We start from the raw sequence: 17,158 nt of genomic DNA, 5'->3' as shown, positions 1-17,158 counted from the left end.
CGGCTGTCATTCATGGAACAAAAAAGAACCGGAGCGGTAACACTCCGGCCGGTTCATCTCCAGATTATCATTCAGTCAGCTCTAAAAATTCCTGCACATCCTGTACGGCAAGGCGGACCGCGTCTTCCCAAAACGACCGTTCCGTCAGATCCGCTCCAAGGTGCTTCATCGCCAAATCCTCAACGGTCATCGAAGCCGTGTCACACAAAAGCGCGATATATTTTTCTTCAAAATCCGCTTTTTCCCGAAGAGCTCTTGCATATATTCCAAGCGAAAATAAATAACCGAACGTATACGGAAAGTTGTAAAACGGCACTCCCGTAATATGAAAATGCAGTTTCGACGCCCAGAAATGAGGGTGGTATTCCCCTAATGAATCGCAAAATGCTTCTTTCTGCGCCGCTTCCATCAGTTCATTCAGTTTCTCAGCCGGAACGACGCCCTGCTTGCGCTCTTCATAAAAACGCGTTTCAAATAAAAATCTCGCATGAATATTCATAAACATGGCTACGCTTCTTTGAATTTTATCCTCAAGCAAGAACAGCTTTTCATCCTTTGTCTCCGCTTGTTTCAAAGCGGCGTCGGCGACGATCATTTCCGCAAAGGTCGAGGCTGTTTCAGCGACATTCATAGCGTAGGCTCTGTTCAGCTGCCGCACTTGAAGCATGGCCTCCTGATGGAACGCGTGACCGAGCTCATGCGCCAGCGTCGATACATTCGAAGCGCTTCCGGAAAACGTCATAAAAATCCGGGATTCCCCGCTGTCGGGAAAGCTGGTGCAGAAACCGCCGACCCGTTTGCCGCTGCGGTCTTCCGCTTCTATCCACCGATCGCGGAACGCTTTTTCCGTAAATGCGGACAGCTTTTTGCCAAACGTCGAAAATTGGCTGACGATCAGATTGGCCGCTTCATCAAATGTGTATTCTTTCGGAGCCTCGCCGATCGGCGCGTCCACATCATACCAGTTCAGCCGCTCAAGCCCTAAAAGAGACGCCTTTCGATTCAGGTATTCGGCAAAAGGCTTTTTATGATCGGTAATGACCTGCCACATGACATCCAGCGTTTCTTTTTTCATCCGGTTGATCGCAAGCGGCTCTTCCAAAGCGCTTTTCCAGCCCCGCGCTTTATAGATTTCCGTGCGGAAGCCGGCCAGATGGTTCAGCGTGCTGCCGAAAAGCTCCTCTTCTCCTTTCCACGCTTCATTAAGCTCTTTGAACACTTGATGTCTGATGCGGCGATCCGGATGCGCCATCATATTTTCCGCTTGGCCGACCGACAGCTCTTTATCCTCAAACGGAATCTTCATTCTGCCGACAGCCGCATTATACAGGTCGCCCCATGCGTGATAGCCGTCAACGGCCAGGCCTTCAATCAGCCTTTCTTCTGAAGCGCTGAGCTTCTCTTTGACACGGTCTCTTCTCTCATTTAAAACATATGTGAGATCCTGAAGTTCCGGTTTTTGCAGCAGCTCCTCCCAAACCCGCTCGTCAATCCGGGCAAGTGTATCGTCAAGGGTGACCAGAGCGGATTTAAAATCACTGCTCAGCTGATTAATCCGCGCCCTCCATTCATTCGCTTTCTGATCATGAGTGTTCTGAGCCTGAAGACAGCCGACGAACGCTCCCGCCTGCCTGATCATGATCGCTGACCGTTCAAACCTATCAATCAGATTTATCAGCTCCCGGCTTTCATCCGCATGCGCCGGAACTGTAAACGCTTCAACCGCATGTTGAAAAGCGCTTAGATGCTTTTTGAGCTCTTGTATGTATTGCTGAAACTCTTCCGACCGGCTCCCGCCCTCAAAAATGGAGTTTAAATCCCATGTTTCCTTCAATCCCTTTAATGCCATCTTTTCTTTACCCCTTTCTATCCGAAGCTGACTCCATTATAAAACAATTCTGACATATTTCCGAACGATTTCTCCTTCTTTCAGCGAGATGTTATACACTAGAGATAAGAACAAACGGGGAGGATTATAAGATGAACAGAAAAATTGCCATTGTAACTGGCGCGACGAGCGGATTCGGGCTGCTGACAGCGCTGAAGCTCGCCCGGTCTTATCACGTCATCGCAACAGCCAGACAGCCGGAGAAAGCTGAAATACTGAAAGAGGCCGCCGCTCAAGCGGGTGCATCCGAACATGTTACGGTCGTTTCTTTAGATGTGACAAATGAGCAGTCGGTGTCTGACTTCGGGAACACCATCAGCGGTTTCGGACCGATTGACCTGCTCGTCAATAACGCCGGCTCTGCGTACGGGGGGTTTATTGACGATGTGCTGATGGAACATTACAGACAGCAGTATGAAACGAATGTATTCGGTCTGATTCACGTCACAAAAACCGTGCTCCCGTATATGAGAAAACACGGCGGAGCGAAAATCATTAACATCAGCAGCATCAGCGGACTGACCGCCTCTCCGGCTCTTTCTCCGTACACTTCTTCCAAATTCGCGGTTGAAGGATTTACAGAGTGTCTGCGCCTCGAACTGCTGCCTTTAGGAATTGATGCAGCTTTAATAGAACCGGGCTCCTATAAAACGTCTATTTGGGAGACGTCTCTCTCCAATCATCTTACGGCACCCGCCAAAGATTCGCCCTATTACCGCTATTATCAGCAAATCGAAGCTTACTTCAAAGCCAACGCATCCAAAAGCGGCGATCCTGATGACGTAGCGGAGCTGATTTATCAATTGGCACAAAGGAAACGGCTGAAGAAACTGCGGTATCCGATCGGCAGGGGCGTTAAGCTGGCATTGGCTTTCCGCTCACTCTTCTCGTGGTCCGCCTGGGAATCTGTTGTGAAGAAAAAGCTGTTCACTTAAACCTAAATTATAATTATTATAATTTAGTATTGATTTTTATTTGATATGTGGTATAATTAAATTAACAGATCACAGGGAGGACGATGAATATGAATACACAAAACGCGAAAAAAACTGAAACTCTTGTTGAGAAATCAATGAACACACAATTATCAAACTGGTTTATCCTTTACTCTAAACTGCACCGCTTCCATTGGTATGTAAAAGGCCCTCATTTCTTTACGCTTCATGAAAAATTTGAAGAACTGTATAACGAAGCGGCGGAAACGGCGGATGCCATCGCAGAGCGTCTTCTGGCCATTGGCGGACAGCCTGCGGCGACTTTACACACTTATCTTGAACAAGCTTCCATTACGGATGAAGGCCAGGAAAAAACGGCTTCTGAAATGGTGGAATCACTGGTTCAAGACTATAAACAAATCAGCCGCGAATCAAAATTTGTCATCGGCATCGCCGAGGAACAAAATGACCCGTCAACTGCCGACCTGTTTGTCGGATTAGTTGAAGAAGCGGACAAGCACGTGTGGATGCTGTCAGCCTACTTGGGAGAATGACGAAAAAAGCTGAACCTCAGTTGAAGGTTCAGCTTTTTTTATGCGTTCAGCTTGCGCTTTCGGTTTGTTTCGTTAATGTGACGTTCAGCGTCTTTTTGCTTCCGCTTCTGAGAACTTGAACAGTCGTCTTATCGCCGATTTTCAGCTGGTTATATAAGATCTGTCTGATATCGGCGCTGCTGCCGACATCTTTGCCGTTCAATTGTACAATGACGTCATTTGATTTGATGCCCGCTTTCGCAGCCGGTGAGCCGGATTGCACTTCTTTTACGTAAACACCCTTAGACAGCTGGTCGCCGAACAGTCCGAGCGTGTTTTCCTGATAGGTTTCCGGCACTTGCGACATATCAATCATCTGCACACCTAAAAACGGGCGCTCGACTTTTCCTTTTGCAAGCAGCTGGTCGACTATCGGTTCTACATCATTGCTCGGAATGGCAAAGCCGAGTGACTCCACGCCGCTTTCACTGACTTTCATGCTGTTGATCCCGATAACCTGGCCGCTTGAGTTGATTAACGGGCCGCCGCTGTTTCCGGGGTTAATCGCCGCATCCGTCTGAATCACGTTCATTTCCACCGTGCCTTGAGATGTATCGGCGTCTACCGTTCTGTTCAGCCCGCTGATGACACCTTGTGTGACGGTGCCGGAAAACTGCTGGCCGAGCGGGTTGCCGATGGCAATTACTTTATCGGCAATGCGGAGCTTGGAGGAATCCCCGAAGCTGGCCGCTTTTTTGACATTGGACGAGCTGATTTCCAATACAGCCAAGTCACTGATAGCATCCTTTCCGACAAGCTTTGCCGTTTCGGTTTTCCCATTGTAAAGAGTGACCGACAGTTTGTTCGCACCTTCTACGACATGATTGTTTGTAATGATGTACGCTTTTTCGCCGTCTTTTTTGAAGATGACGCCTGACCCCGTGCCGCTCTCCGTTTCAGAGCTTGAACCGCCGTCAAGTCCGAACTGGCTGCTTTGCGAAGCTTGGTAGTTGGACACTCCCACAATCGCAGGCTCCAAATCTTCTACCATATCCGCTACGCTTGATGTATTTTTCAAAGGCGTTGACGTAAAATTCGAAGACTGAACTTGTTTCGTATCAGAAACGGCTTCTGTCTTATGCTGCTCACTCGGCAGGTTCGGCACAATGCCAAGCACGAGGCCTCCGCCGATAATACCGCCTAAAATCGGGCTCAGCCAAGCGGCTCTCCGTTTTTTTTCTTTTTTCACGGCAGCCGTTTTTTCAAATTCCGCGCCGGCGGCCGTCTCGTTTTCCGCTTCTTTCGAGACGGGCCCTTCGAGCAGCTCCGGCTCCTGATGGCTGATCCGCTGCTGTTCATTTCTGTTTTGTTCCGTATGTGAAAGATCTGACTGATCGCGGCTTCTGCCGTCATCTCGATGATCATTCATATTCACGCACACTCCTTTTAGCATGTTTTCATTCTATCGATTACATATTCATCGCATGTACAAGTTCTATTGTCCCAATAATAAGGAGAAAAGCAAAGCTCCAAAACAAAATGTGTTTGAACATGTTATCTTCCCCGCTTTTTTTCTTCCTTTCTTCCCTTATACACATCATAAACAAACATTGTGGGATAAAAATGAAAAGAATATGTGAAATTATGAAAATGCGGCTTGAGTGTGTTAAAACTAGTATAATGACGTTGAAAGGATGTGAAATGCCTTGTCATACACCATTTATCTAGTTGAAGATGAGGATAACCTGAATGAACTGCTCACAAAATATTTAGAGAATGAAGGCTGGAACATTACATCTTTCACAAAAGGCGAAGATGCCAGAAAGCAGATGCAGCCGTCTCCCCACTTGTGGATTCTCGACATCATGCTTCCGGATACGGACGGCTATACATTGATAAAAGAAATAAAAGAAAAAGATCCCGATGTGCCCGTCATTTTCATTTCCGCGCGGGATGCCGATATTGACAGAGTCCTCGGGTTAGAGCTTGGAAGCAATGATTATATCGCCAAGCCTTTTTTGCCGAGAGAGCTCATTATACGGGTTCAGAAGCTGCTGGAGCTCGTGTATAAAGAACAGCCCGCCGCAAAGAAAACCGGCATCACCGTTTCTTCCTACAATGTGATCGAAGATGCCCGAGAGGTTTATGATGAAACCGGCAGCCTGGTCAATTTGACGTCTAAGGAATTTGATCTGCTGCTTTTATTTCTTCACCATAAAGGACACCCCTTTTCCAGGGAAGATATTCTGCTGAAAATATGGGGCCATGATTATTTCGGCACTGACCGGGTGGTCGATGATCTTGTGCGGAGGCTGCGGAAAAAAATGCCGGAGTTAAAGGTTGAGACCATTTACGGATTCGGCTACAGGATGATGACGTCATGAAAAATAAGCCGCTTGCTTTTCAAATATGGGTGGTCATCTCAGGCATCCTCTTAGCCATTTCGATTCTGCTTCTCGTGCTGTTCTCAAATACGCTGCGTAACTTTTTCACGGATGAAACGTATACGACCATTGAAAATGAACAGCATGTACTGACGGAGTACCGGCTGCCCGGATCGATCGAGCGGGGATATTACAGCGAAGATGCGACCGCTCCGACGACTTTCCGATCCGTTCAGCACGTTCTTTTGCCTGAACGGGAGGAATCGGCCAGTGACAAAGACTTGAACTACTTTTCTTCTTCCTTTATCCATAAAGTGTACAAGCTCGCGGGCCGCCAGCACAGCGTCACGAAACGATACAGCGCGGACATCAGCGGTGAAAAAGTATTTTTCGTCATTAAAAAAGGCCTCACCATTAACGGCCAGGATGCGATGATGCTGTCTTACGCCCTTGATTCTTATCGTGATGATCTGGCATTCACCCTGTTCAAGCAGCTGCTCTTTATCATTGCCGGCGTGATTTTGTTAAGCTGGATTCCGGCGATTTGGCTTGCCAAATATCTCTCGCGCCCGCTCGTTTCCTTAGAGAAGCATGTCAAACGGATTTCAAAACAGGATTGGGATGATCCGGTCATCGTCGACAGGAAAGACGAAATCGGAAAATTAGGCCATACCATTGAAGACATGCGGAGCAAGCTGGTGCAAAAGGATGAAACGGAAAGAACACTCCTGCAAAATATCTCTCATGATTTAAAAACGCCTGTTATGGTGATAAGGGGCTATACTCAATCAATAAAGGACGGGATTTTTCCTAAGGGGGATCTGGAAACCACAATTGATGTCATTGAAGGCGAAGCAGAAAAACTTGAGAAGAAAATTAAGGATTTATTATATTTAACGAAGCTTGATTATTTAATGAAGCAGCGGGTGCACCATGAGACATTTGACATTGTGAAGGTCACGGAAGAAGTCATTGAACGGCTCAAATGGGCCCGGAAGGAATTATCGTGGACCGTTGATACAGAAGATGCATTAATGATGCCCGGTGATCCGGAACAATGGAGCAAACTTCTTGAAAACATTCTCGAAAATCAAATCCGCTATGCAGAAACGGCGATTCACATTCGGATCAGCCAAAATCAGCAGCAGATTGTCATGACGGTTAAAAATGACGGGCCTCCGATTGAGGATGAGATGCTATCCAGCTTGTACGAGCCTTTTAATAAAGGGAAGAAAGGCGAGTTCGGCATAGGACTCAGCATCGTAAAACGGATTTTAACCCTGCATAAAGCATCAATTTCAATTGAAAATGGCCAATCGGGTGTAATCTACCGAATTATCGTACCAAAGTAGACTGTAATGTTTCATTGCAGTCTTTTTTTATGTGAAGGAGTAGCCGTTAAAATCTCTGTAGTTTGTTTTCAGCGGTTTTTGGCATTGATGAACCCATTTCTTTTCACAAATTGTCTTTTTCGGATATTTCACCTTTTCGACTTTAATTCCTCTGTTTCGCAAGCGGCTGATCATTTCATCTAATTCTTTCATTTTCAGATTCACCCTTTCGCCAGAACTTTGACCATTCGGTCAGCTCACTTTATAATATAAATAAAACAAAACAAAAAAACAAGTTACAATCAGGTTAAATTTACGGAATATCAATATGACCATATAGTCATACATAAGAAGCACAAGCCAGCCTCCTGGCTCCGAAAGGGTGGAACCATTGAAGGAAAAAGAAAAGCTGATCATTGAAGCAGCAATTAAACTGTTTGCCCGAAAAGGGTACAAATCTACATCGGTTCAGGAAATCGCCGATGAATGCAAAATCTCAAAAGGCGCTTTTTATCTATACTTTCCTTCCAAAGAAGCACTGCTTCTATCCATGCTGAATTACTACTATGATAAAACGTTTACCCGAATCACGACGATCCAAACGGAGGGTGACAGCCCGAGAGCCGCTTATCAAAAACAGCTTGCGGTGTTTTACGAATCGATTCTCGCCCATCAGGATTTTATTACCATGCAGATGAAAGACGGTTCACTTCCTTATACCGAAGAAGCGGCGCAGTGCGGAAAGAGAATCCGCCGGTCGATCCTGCAGTTTCATATCGACAGTCTTCTTGCTATTTACGGAGAAAAAGCTGAACCATACACAGCCGAGCTTTGTTTTTTAATAGAAGGAATCAGTCAGATGTATCTTGAATATCTCATTCTGACCGGCCGGTCCGTACAGCCTTCGCTTTTGGCAAATACCGTGATTCACAGAATTGATGACATCGTAAACGGAATGGCGGACAGACATGATGAAGCGTTTATTTCTCTTGATGAGGCAAGCTCACTGTTTGGGCCCCTTCATAACGGGCAGCCCGATCCTTTAAGCCAATCGATCTTGCAGACCCTCCGCACGCGCATCGGCACGATGGACAAGGCGCAAGCATCTGAATTCACCGAGAGCTTGGATATTCTGGAAGCGGAAATGAAGAAAAAGTCGCCGAAACCGGCAATCATCAAAGGAATGATTTTGAATTTGAAGGAATCCGACCTGCTGGCTGAAGATGCAGAACAGCTCAGATTTTTACTGAAACAGCAGTTTATTTAGAAGAACGGCCGCAATGACTGCAGCCGTTCTTTCTTTTTATGCTTTCGGGTGCACCATATCTTCCGGACGCACCATTTCATTAAATTGTTCTTCTGTCAGAAGGTTCAGCTGTAATGCCGCTTCTTTCAGCGTCAGGCCTTCTTTGTGGGCAAGCTTGGCGATTTTCGCGGCGTTTTCATAACCGATGTGCGGGTTAAGCGCCGTAACAAGCATTAATGAGTTAGAGAGATTTTCCTGAATCGTCTCTTGGTTCGGCTCAATACCGACAGCGCATTTGTCATGGAAGGAATTCATTCCGTCACTGAGCAGCTGCACGGTCTGGAGGAAGTTATAAATAATAACCGGTTTGAAGACATTCAGCTCGAAGTTTCCTTGGCTGGCCGCAAATCCGATTGTCGCGTCATTTCCCATCACTTGCGCGGCGATCATTGTCAGCGCCTCACTTTGCGTCGGGTTGACTTTGCCCGGCATGATAGAGCTTCCCGGCTCATTTTCAGGAATGACGATTTCGCCGATTCCGCAGCGCGGGCCGCTGGCCAACCATCTGACATCGTTGGCAATCTTCATCAGGTCGGCAGCCAATGCTTTTAACGCGCCGTGAACGTGAGTGATTTCATCATGGCTTGTGAGCGCATGGAATTTGTTAGGCGAACTCTTGAATGTCTGCCCCGTTACTTTTGTGATTTCTTCCGCGACGAATTCACCGAACTGCGGATGGGCGTTGATTCCCGTGCCGACTGCCGTGCCTCCGATGGCAAGCGCGCGGATTTTTTCCGTTGACTCAAGAATCATTTCTTTCGAACGGTCAAGCATGTATACCCAGCCGCTGATTTCCTGTCCGAGCGTCAGCGGAGTGGCGTCCTGCAAATGCGTGCGTCCGATTTTCACAATATCCTGATAAGCTTTCGCTTTTTCATCAAGCGTCGCGCGCAGCTGATCAAGCGCCGGAACGAGCTGCTCATATACGGCAAGAACCGCCGCAACGTGCATCGCCGTCGGGAATGTATCGTTTGAGCTTTGGCTGCGGTTAACGTCATCATTCGGATGAATCTTCAGCTCGGAATTTTTTTCTTTCAATAAAGCAGTCGCGCGGTTGGCCACCACTTCATTCATGTTCATGTTGCTTTGCGTGCCGCTTCCCGTCTGCCAGACAACGAGCGGAAAGTTATCGTCGTATTTGCCGTTTAAAACATCGTCACATACAGCGGCAATCGCCTGTGCTTTTTCAGACTCTAAGTTGCCGAGGCGTTCGTTGGCGATCGCTGTGCTTCTTTTCAATATTGCAAACGCCTTCACAACACGCTGAGGCATTTTCTCTGAACCGATTTTGAAGTTCTCTTTGCTGCGCTGTGTCTGAGCGCCCCAAAATTTATCTGCCGGAACTTTAACTTCTCCCATGGTGTCTTTTTCAATTCTGTAGTCCATTTATGTATCCCTCCATAACAGTTGCTTCACCCTGAGTATTATTCGCCAGTAACAGATGAAACCCTTTTTATTTTTCGGCCTTGGCCGTTTTTAATTTCAGCTCAAGATAGACGCGCGAATCCTTTGAGTATTTATACTTCGGATTTGTTTTACGGTATTCTTTCGACGTGTAAGCCACTTCGTAATGCGCTTCAAATGATTTGATGAGCTGTTCAATTTCTTCGGCATTTCCTGCCAGTCTGACTTGTGCCACATCTCTCCTCCGCTTTCATAAAAAAACTTGTACCATTAAATACTTTATCATAGTATATCATTTTTTTAACAGGAAAAGATAACCTCAATTAAGGATTGGAAGGCGGGTGACTGTCGATGGCGCAATCGGAATTCAAGGAATACATACACGTTAATCTGGCACTGGTGCTTCCCCACGTAGAGCAGAATGATGACCTGGTTCAAAATAAAAAGATGCTTCCGAACGGGCTTGTTTTTTATTATATGTATCTGAGTGAAATGAACGACGAAGACAAAATAAAAGAGGCGATGGAAACGCTGCTTCGGGAGGAAGACACTCTGACGCTGGATACGGTGACGAAACGTCTTGATAAGATCGACGCCCGCCCCGTCTTTACGTCGAAGGAAGCAGTCATCTCCATTCTGCGTGGAAAATGCGCCGTGTTTATTAACGGACTTGACAGCGTTTACATTTTGTCCACGGGAAAAAGAGAAAAAAGAAGCGTGAATGAACCCACATCCGAAAAGGTCGTAAGAGGTCCGAAAATCGCCTTCATAGAAGATTCTGATACAAACGTCGCCATGATCAGGCAGCGCACGAACCATCCGAAGCTGAAAACGAAAAAGGTTCCGATCGGAGAAAATAAGTTAAAATACGCCACGGTCATGTACATAGATGATAAGGCGGACCCGTCTGTCGTCAGCGATGTTGTAAAGCGCCTCAGCGAAGTGAAGATGGACGATATCCAGGATTCCGGAACGCTTGAGGAGCTTATTGAGGATAATAAGTATTCGCCCTTTCCGCAAATACAAAATACGGAACGGCCTGATAAAGTCTCTTCCGCCTTGTTCAACGGCCGCGTCGCCATCCTTGTCGACAATTCGCCGTTTGCGCTGGTGGTCCCGGCTTCTTTAGGAATTTTAATGCAGTCTCCCGATGATTATTATGAACGGTGGATTTCCGCCTCGCTCATCCGGGTGCTGCGGTTTACGTCTATTTTTATTACGCTGTTTTTTTCGTCCATTTATATCGCCCTCGTTTCGTTTCACCAAGGGCTGCTGCCGACGTCGCTTGCAGTCACCATCGCGGCGAACAGAGAAAACGTTCCCTTCCCGCCTATCATTGAAGCGATGGTAATGGAAATTACGATAGAGCTGCTGAGAGAAGCGGGCTTGAGGCTTCCCAGCCCGCTCGGCCAGACGATCGGATTGGTGGGCGGAGTTGTCATCGGCCAGGCGGCCGTTGAAGCGAATATTGTCAGCTCCATCATGGTCATCGTGGTCAGCATTGTCGCGCTCGCTTCATTTACGGTGCCGCAGTACGGGATGGGTCTGTCGTTCCGTGTGCTCCGTTTCATTTCGATGTTTACCGCGGCAGCTTTCGGGCTGTACGGCATGATTTTATTTATGCTGGCGATCTACACTCATTTATCGAGACAGCGAAGCTTCGGTTCTCCGTATTTCTCGCCGAATGGATTTTTCAGCTTAAAAAACGCAAACGACTCTATTCTCCGTCTCCCTATTAAAAATCAACCAAAAGAGGCGAAAAACGTAAATGAGCCAGAAAACAACTCACAATAAGCTTACAAGCTATCAAGGGACAGCGTTGATTTCAAACACGATGCTCGGCGCGGGACTCCTCACCATGCCGCGGGCGCTGTCATCAAGGGCAAATTCGCCGGACGGCTGGATCGCGTTATGTCTGGAAGGCGTCATCTTTATCTTTTTGATTTATCTCAATACGCTCATTATGAAAAAGCATCAGTACGGATCATTATTTGATTATATGAATGAAGGACTCGGCAAATGGGCGGGAAATATCGTCAATCTTATGATCTGTCTCTATTTTATAGGAGTCGCCAGCTTCGAAGCCCGGGCGATGGCGGAAATGGTCAAGTTCTTTTTATTGGAAAGAACACCCGTGCCGGTCACGCTGTTTATCTTTATCGCCTGTTCCGTTTATTTAATTATCGGCGGCATGAGCGATATCGGCAGGCTCTTTCCTTTCTATTTAACGATTACGATCATTATTTTGCTGGTGGTGTTTTCTTTCAGCTTTAAAATATTTGATCTGGACAACCTGCGGCCGGTGCTCGGGCAGGGGTTTTCTCCCGTTATGGCTTCCTTGACCGTCGTTTCTGTTTCCTTCTTGGGAATTGAGATTATGCTGTTTCTCCCCGAGTACCTCAAAAATAAAAAGCACACATTCCGCGTATCGGCCATGGGCTTTGGCATCCCGATTATTTTATACATCATTACCTACGTACTCGTCGTCGGCGCCTTAACCACCCAAGATGTCAAAACAATGATCTGGCCTACGATCGCGCTCTTTCAATCATTTGAAATCAAAGGGCTTTTTATTGAAAGGTTCGAGTCCTTTTTGCTTGTTGTCTGGATCATCCAATTTTTCGCCACCTATGTCTCGTACGGGTATTTCGCGACATCAGCTCTTAATAAAATTTTCGGGCTGAAGCAGAAAAAAGGCATCATCTTCGTTGGGATCGCGACATTCTTCGGATCATTGATGCCAAAAGACGGCAACAAACTGTTGATGTTCAGTGATATTCTCGGTTATATCTTCTTGGTTTTCTTTTTGCTGCCTTTACTGATGTTTGGAGTCGTCGCTGTGAAAAGGAAGGTGAAAAAAGCGCAATGAAGAAATACATCGTAATCATGCTTTGCACATTGCTTTTGGCCGGGTGCTGGGACAGCCGCAATATAGAAGACTTGAGCCTCGTTATCGGGGTCGGGCTCGATAAACCCGAGGAAGAAAATGTGGAAGTGACACAGCAGATTCTGGTTCCGCAAAAAGCAAGTTCCCAGCAGTCGTCGTCAGGCGATACGACAAAAGTAACTTCCACTCCCGGGGAAACCGTCCATCAAGCATTAAGAACGGCATCGTTAAAAAATCACCCCGCATTCTCCCAGCACTTGCGTATCATGCTGTTTTCCGAAGCGCTGTTAAAGGATAACATTCCGCTTGACGCATTGATGAACCAATTTATCAGGGACAACGGTACGAGAAGAAGCTGCAATGTGATGACGGTGCCGGATAAAACGAAAGATATTTTCAAAATCAGTGACCAGGGAGAACCTGCGTCAAATACGATCTATGACTTAACGGAGAATAATTCGGTCACCATCCGGATGATGGAGCCCGTGACATTGGGGGAAATATCCGAGAAAATCGCCAAAGGCGAGACCTTTGCCCTTCCTCAAGTGCGCCAAGTGGGCAGCAGACTGGAAATCTGGGGCGCTACCATTATTAAAAATAAATTCTGGTATGCGAATTTAACGCCTTTACAAGTCCAGAATATGAACCTGTTCACAGGCACGGTAAAGGGGGGCGTCACGTTTGCAAAGCATGACAATCATTATTTATCCTTCGAAGTATTTTCCAGCAAATATAATGTGAAAACACAATATAAACACGGAAAATTCAAGTTTATCGTCACCCGGTTTGTTGAAGGCCGTCTGTCTGAGGATTGGAATCCGAAAGAAGATTCCTTCAAGGAGTCCTATATAAATGAAATCAAAAACGCGGTAAAACGCAGCATTCATTCAGATGTCATGGCATTCATTGATTACATGCAGCATGAGTTGAAAGTGGATATTACCGGGTTAGGCGATCAAGTCCGGATTCATTATCCCGATAAATGGAAAAAGATATCCTCTGACTGGGACCATCACTTCAGTGAATCGGATATTGAATACAAAGTCAAAGTCGCCATCAGGGATTTCGGAACAAAGGGAATGTCCCAATGACCCTGTCTTCGGGAGAGTGTGCTGGCGCCGCTCTCCTTTTCTTATGTCACGAGATGATTGCGGTGGGCATATACGGCTGCCTGCGTGCGGTCACTGACATCAAGCTTTGACAATATATTCGTAATGTGGGTTTTTACCGTTTTAATCGTAATGAACAGCTCTTCACCAATCTCTTTATTCGTCTTGCCTTCCGCGACGAGACAGAGGATTTCCAGTTCTCTTTTTGTCAGCGTTTCATGCGGAAGCTGATTCTCTGAATGGCGCAGCCTTGACAGCACTTTTCCCGCCACCTTCGATTCAAGCTTCGGTTCGCCCTTGGCAGCCGCTCTGATGGCTTCGGCTATTTCTGCCGCCTTGGACGTTTTCAGCAAATAGCTGAGCGCTCCCGCTTCGATCACCGGATACACTTTGTCGTCATCAATAAAGCTCGTCAGCACGATGATTTTCGGGTCATTGAGTTTCGCGCAGATCTGTTTTGTCGCTTCAATGCCGTCCATGCCGTCCATGACAAGGTCCATTAAAATCACATCCGGCAAAAGCTCTGCGGCCAGATCGACGCCCTGCTGCCCGTCTGATGCTTCACCGGCGACTTCAATGTCCGGCTGTGCTTCTAAAAATGCGGCCAGACCCATCCTGACCATTTCATGATCATCAATCAGTAACACTCGAATCACTGTCGTTCTCTCCTTTTGTTTTCTGATAAATCGGGACTTTCACGTCGATCTGCGTGCCTTTTCCCTTTACGGAGATAATTTCCGCTATGCCGCCGATTTCACTCGCTCTTTCCTTGATGGAATGCAGGCCGTATGAGGATGCTTTCACTTGATCCATCGTAAAACCCGCCCCATTATCAATGACTTTAAGCTGCAGCTTTTGATGTTTCGCGCCGAGCCTGACGGTGACCTTGGTCGCCTTTGAATGTCTGAAAACGTTGGAAAGCGCCTCCTGCACGATGCGGAACAGATGGTCTTCAACGCCTTTTGACACACCCGTATCGCTGATGTCCCACTCAATATCCAGCGGCTGCTTCGCTTTGAACTCTTTTAACAGCTCAATCAGCCCTTCTTTTAAGCCTTTTCCTTCTAAAGTGACGGGCCGCAAATGCAATAGCAGCGCTCTCATCTCGTTTTGCGCTTCCCCCGCCATATGTTCAACCATGCGAATCCGTTTGACGATTTTGTCATCCGCATCTTTCACCTGCTCTAAAACGGCGGATGTCATCATAGAAATGGCAAAGAGCTGCTGGCTGACGGCATCGTGCAGATCGCGCGCCAGCCGCTGGCGTTCTTCAGTGATGACCGATTTTTTCATTTGATCCTGCCATTCCGCCCGTTCGTTGGAGAGCTTTTGCAGCGATGTGACCTGGAGCTCGACCCGCTTGGCCATTTCGTTGAGCTGATCTGCCGCCAGACCGATTTCATCATCGCCGAGCGGCGGCACCCGATAAGCAAAATTGCCGTTTTCAAATTTCAAAACCGCTTCAATCAGGGTATCCATTCTTGTTTTCAGGCGGCCGCCGTATACATAACCGGAAATCAATCCCGCCGAAAGAGACGCCAAAAGCAGGATGACCACAAACGGAATACCGAACCAGCCGGAAGAAAACAGCAGCATCGGATCAAGCCCGTAATACAGCAGCATCAGCGTAATAAACACCGCGCAAAGGAGCAGACTGAGTCCCGCGGTCATCCGCATGGCGCGCCACTGAATATTGGCGAGTAATTTTTTCCTCATAAATACTTCACATCCACATCGCCGATGAATAACGAAATTGAAATTTTAATCCGCCGCGGCGAGTCGCCGTACTCAGACGATACTTTATACAGATTCGGGCTCATGCCGCTTTTCTTAGAGCCGAGCAGGTTCATATCGCCGATAAAAGCCGATGAACTGACGGACACTTCGATATCCGGCGGGACGTACACATCGACATTGCCGATGACACCGCTGATGGTCATCGTACTTTCTCCTTCGGGAATCATCGCTTTTGACAAATCAATTTTCACATCGCCGATGAATCCGGAAACATTTAAATCATTCAGCTCAAACGGGTCCTTCATCATCCGGAGCTCGCCGATAAAAAAGCTGCGGAGGTCCGGCTGTCTGCTTTCCGTCTGGGCGGAAGGCTTTGGCTGCTCTTCTTTTTCAAGATTGATTTTCTTCTCTTTATGTTCATACACGCGCTTTCCTTTCAGGAGCCTGTAGCCCGCGTAGATGAGAAAGGCGGCGAAGGCATAGCCGAACAGGTTAAAGGTGGCGCTGAACAGGTTTCTCAAAAATAAAAAAGCGGCGAAGATATACAGGACGGAGCCGAGCCAGCCGCGGGAATATTTATTGAAAATATAGCCTGTGATCAGAAAAAAGAGCGGCCAAAATAAGAAGTCGCCGATGCCGATAATACGCAAAAACATGCTGACGCCTAATAAGGCGATGATAAGTCCGAGAATCTGTTTTTTTGCCATCAGCTGCTTGCCCCTCCTTTCCTTGACTATTGCAGTGCAATATTGCCGCTCGTCACCTTTATATCAATCGGCCTGGCGCCGCTGCCTTTCATGCCGGTAAATGCCCCGCCTTCCTTCCTCGTTTTCTCAAAGGAATAAGACGGCTGAATCCTTCCGCTTGCCGTCTCGGCGTTCACCGTAAAACTTCCGTCTTTCGGCAGGGTGATCGCTGCGCTGCCGCTCGCAAGCCTGACGGATACGGGAGCATCCGCCGTCTCAAGCGAGGCGTCGACACTGCCGGAAGCGACCCGCACGTCAAGGGCCCCCGCCACATGTTGAAGCCCGACATGTCCCGAGGATAAGCGGACATCCCCCGTTTTTGCCGCAAGGCCTGCTGCTGTGAGATTGCCCGACAGCCCCTTCGCTTCAAACACATCCGTCTTCACGTGCTTCAGCGACATATTCCCGCTTACAGAACGGACGCCGAGGTGCGCAAGAGACAGCCCCTTGTTTCCGTCGACGGCAATGCTGCCGTTTGATGTATGGACGGTGATGTCCCGATGATAATCATACGGAATGCGGACAATCAGCAGAGGGCGCTGAAAGAGATTCAGAAATTGGAACCCTTTCTCCTTCGCTTTAAGATTGAGGGTCTTTCCCCTGTTTTGGACAAACATTTTCCCCGCCGGTCCCGTCATGTTTGCCGCGATATCATTCCGCGCTTCCGCGATGATTTTCACATCCGTCTGTTCCGATGAAACCGACAGGCTGTTGACGGCACGCGGCGGTATGCTTGCCGATTCCGCTTCTGTTTCGTACAGCGGAAAAAAACGCCCGGCAAACACTTCTTTCACCAAAAACAGACAGCAGATCAGAACGGACGCCGCCATCAGTCCTTTGGCAATCTTACGCTTCATTACGTTCCATCCTTTTTCATTCATTTTATTATAAAGGAAAA

At 47.4% G+C, this 17,158-nt stretch carries 17 protein-coding genes; 8 read left to right on the top strand and 9 right to left on the bottom strand.

Annotated elements, in window-relative coordinates; all coding sequences use genetic code 11:
- Nucleotides 1–67: 67 nt before the first annotated feature.
- Nucleotides 68–1,849, bottom strand: a complete 1,782-nt coding sequence (locus RUW00_RS12190; RefSeq protein ID WP_280144613.1) for a M3 family oligoendopeptidase — start codon at nt 1,847–1,849, stop codon at nt 68–70.
- A gap of 131 nt (nt 1,850–1,980) precedes the next feature.
- Between RUW00_RS12190 and RUW00_RS12185 the strand changes: the two genes are divergently transcribed.
- A complete protein-coding gene (locus RUW00_RS12185) occupies nt 1,981–2,823 on the top strand; it encodes an oxidoreductase (protein WP_280144614.1) in 843 nt (280 codons plus the stop codon).
- An 89-nt stretch (nt 2,824–2,912) separates the two neighbouring features.
- Complete coding sequence (locus tag RUW00_RS12180; protein ID WP_007410071.1) at nt 2,913–3,377, top strand: Dps family protein; 465 nt, start codon at nt 2,913–2,915, stop codon at nt 3,375–3,377.
- Between the two features lie 46 nt (nt 3,378–3,423).
- Here the strand turns inward: RUW00_RS12180 and RUW00_RS12175 are convergent, their stop codons facing one another.
- Complete coding sequence (locus RUW00_RS12175; protein ID WP_032863908.1) at nt 3,424–4,785, bottom strand: S1C family serine protease; 1,362 nt, start codon at nt 4,783–4,785, stop codon at nt 3,424–3,426.
- A 277-nt stretch (nt 4,786–5,062) separates the two neighbouring features.
- Here RUW00_RS12175 and cssR point away from each other — a divergent pair, with 277 nt between their 5' ends.
- Nucleotides 5,063–5,740, top strand: coding sequence for a two-component system response regulator CssR (cssR, locus tag RUW00_RS12170; RefSeq protein ID WP_003151813.1), 678 nt, complete (start codon nt 5,063–5,065; stop codon nt 5,738–5,740).
- Nucleotides 5,737–7,092 (top strand): two-component system sensor histidine kinase CssS, encoded by a 1,356-nt coding sequence (cssS, locus tag RUW00_RS12165; protein WP_024085775.1) that lies wholly within the window; start codon nt 5,737–5,739, stop codon nt 7,090–7,092. Before cssR ends, cssS begins: the two co-directional genes overlap by 4 nt.
- Before the next feature lie 27 nt (nt 7,093–7,119).
- On the opposite strand, the gene spxO is transcribed toward cssS, so the two are convergent.
- Nucleotides 7,120–7,284 carry an anti-adapter protein SpxO gene (gene spxO, locus RUW00_RS12160; RefSeq protein WP_007410067.1) on the bottom strand — a complete coding sequence of 55 codons (165 nt, stop codon included), beginning with the start codon at nt 7,282–7,284 and terminating at the stop codon, nt 7,120–7,122.
- Nucleotides 7,285–7,462: 178 nt separating this feature from the next.
- On the opposite strand from spxO, the gene RUW00_RS12155 reads away from it, so the two are divergent.
- A complete protein-coding gene (locus tag RUW00_RS12155; RefSeq protein ID WP_014305782.1) occupies nt 7,463–8,338 on the top strand; it encodes a TetR/AcrR family transcriptional regulator in 876 nt (291 codons plus the stop codon).
- Nucleotides 8,339–8,374: 36 nt separating this feature from the next.
- Here the strand turns inward: RUW00_RS12155 and fumC are convergent, their stop codons facing one another.
- Nucleotides 8,375–9,763, bottom strand: a complete 1,389-nt coding sequence (fumC, locus tag RUW00_RS12150; protein WP_007410064.1) for a class II fumarate hydratase — start codon at nt 9,761–9,763, stop codon at nt 8,375–8,377.
- Between the two features lie 67 nt (nt 9,764–9,830).
- Complete coding sequence (locus RUW00_RS12145; RefSeq protein ID WP_003151806.1) at nt 9,831–10,016, bottom strand: YvzF family protein; 186 nt, start codon at nt 10,014–10,016, stop codon at nt 9,831–9,833.
- A gap of 116 nt (nt 10,017–10,132) precedes the next feature.
- Here RUW00_RS12145 and gerAA point away from each other — a divergent pair, with 116 nt between their 5' ends.
- The 3 genes from gerAA to RUW00_RS12130 are packed head-to-tail and all read left to right on the top strand — an operon-like array spanning nt 10,133 to nt 13,759.
- Nucleotides 10,133–11,575: a spore germination receptor protein GerAA gene (gerAA, locus tag RUW00_RS12140; RefSeq protein WP_280144615.1), complete on the top strand. Its 1,443-nt coding sequence runs from the start codon at nt 10,133–10,135 to the stop codon at nt 11,573–11,575.
- A complete protein-coding gene (locus RUW00_RS12135; protein WP_014418846.1) occupies nt 11,550–12,650 on the top strand; it encodes a spore germination protein in 1,101 nt (366 codons plus the stop codon). The genes gerAA and RUW00_RS12135 overlap by 26 nt, the downstream gene beginning before the upstream one ends.
- Nucleotides 12,647–13,759 carry a Ger(x)C family spore germination protein gene (locus RUW00_RS12130; RefSeq protein WP_095270539.1) on the top strand — a complete coding sequence of 371 codons (1,113 nt, stop codon included), beginning with the start codon at nt 12,647–12,649 and terminating at the stop codon, nt 13,757–13,759. Before RUW00_RS12135 ends, RUW00_RS12130 begins: the two co-directional genes overlap by 4 nt.
- A 41-nt stretch (nt 13,760–13,800) precedes the next feature.
- Here RUW00_RS12130 and liaR read toward each other — a convergent pair whose 3' ends face one another.
- From liaR to liaG, 4 genes are read right to left on the bottom strand one after another with little or no spacing between them, the layout of a single operon-like run.
- A complete protein-coding gene (gene liaR, locus RUW00_RS12125; RefSeq protein WP_003151798.1) occupies nt 13,801–14,433 on the bottom strand; it encodes a two-component system response regulator LiaR in 633 nt (210 codons plus the stop codon).
- On the bottom strand, nt 14,411–15,493 hold the full coding sequence (gene liaS / locus RUW00_RS12120) for a two-component system sensor histidine kinase LiaS (RefSeq protein WP_003151796.1): 1,083 nt from the start codon (nt 15,491–15,493) through the stop codon (nt 14,411–14,413). Before liaS ends, liaR begins: the two co-directional genes overlap by 23 nt.
- Nucleotides 15,490–16,221, bottom strand: a complete 732-nt coding sequence (gene liaF, locus RUW00_RS12115) for a cell wall-active antibiotics response protein LiaF (protein ID WP_003151794.1) — start codon at nt 16,219–16,221, stop codon at nt 15,490–15,492. Before liaF ends, liaS begins: the two co-directional genes overlap by 4 nt.
- Nucleotides 16,222–16,247: 26 nt before the next feature.
- The gene (gene liaG, locus RUW00_RS12110) at nt 16,248–17,117 is read right to left on the bottom strand and encodes a LiaG family protein (protein WP_094296281.1); all 870 of its coding nucleotides are present in this window, start codon (nt 17,115–17,117) and stop codon (nt 16,248–16,250) included.
- Between the last annotated feature and the right edge of the window lie 41 nt (nt 17,118–17,158).

The organism is Bacillus sp. IS1, assembly GCF_032461585.1.
Lineage (GTDB): Bacteria > Bacillota > Bacilli > Bacillales > Bacillaceae > Bacillus > Bacillus velezensis.
The sequence above is the reverse complement of the archived record's forward strand: the minus strand, read 5'-3'. Positions and strand labels throughout refer to the sequence as shown.

Excerpts from the sequence above, each read along its gene's own strand:
- RUW00_RS12190 (WP_280144613.1), bottom strand. The coding sequence starts at position 1,849 with ATGGCATTAAAGGGATTGAAGGAAACATGGGATTTAAACTCCATTTTT.
- RUW00_RS12185 (WP_280144614.1), top strand. The coding sequence starts at position 1,981 with ATGAACAGAAAAATTGCCATTGTAACTGGCGCGACGAGCGGATTCGGG.
- RUW00_RS12180 (WP_007410071.1), top strand. The coding sequence starts at position 2,913 with ATGAATACACAAAACGCGAAAAAAACTGAAACTCTTGTTGAGAAATCA.
- RUW00_RS12175 (WP_032863908.1), bottom strand. The coding sequence starts at position 4,785 with ATGAATGATCATCGAGATGACGGCAGAAGCCGCGATCAGTCAGATCTT.
- cssS (WP_024085775.1), top strand. The coding sequence starts at position 5,737 with ATGAAAAATAAGCCGCTTGCTTTTCAAATATGGGTGGTCATCTCAGGC.
- spxO (WP_007410067.1), bottom strand. The coding sequence starts at position 7,284 with ATGAAAGAATTAGATGAAATGATCAGCCGCTTGCGAAACAGAGGAATT.
- fumC (WP_007410064.1), bottom strand. The coding sequence starts at position 9,763 with ATGGACTACAGAATTGAAAAAGACACCATGGGAGAAGTTAAAGTTCCG.
- gerAA (WP_280144615.1), top strand. The coding sequence starts at position 10,133 with ATGGCGCAATCGGAATTCAAGGAATACATACACGTTAATCTGGCACTG.
- RUW00_RS12135 (WP_014418846.1), top strand. The coding sequence starts at position 11,550 with ATGAGCCAGAAAACAACTCACAATAAGCTTACAAGCTATCAAGGGACA.
- RUW00_RS12130 (WP_095270539.1), top strand. The coding sequence starts at position 12,647 with ATGAAGAAATACATCGTAATCATGCTTTGCACATTGCTTTTGGCCGGG.
- liaS (WP_003151796.1), bottom strand. The coding sequence starts at position 15,493 with ATGAGGAAAAAATTACTCGCCAATATTCAGTGGCGCGCCATGCGGATG.
- liaF (WP_003151794.1), bottom strand. The coding sequence starts at position 16,221 with ATGGCAAAAAAACAGATTCTCGGACTTATCATCGCCTTATTAGGCGTC.
- liaG (WP_094296281.1), bottom strand. The coding sequence starts at position 17,117 with ATGAAGCGTAAGATTGCCAAAGGACTGATGGCGGCGTCCGTTCTGATC.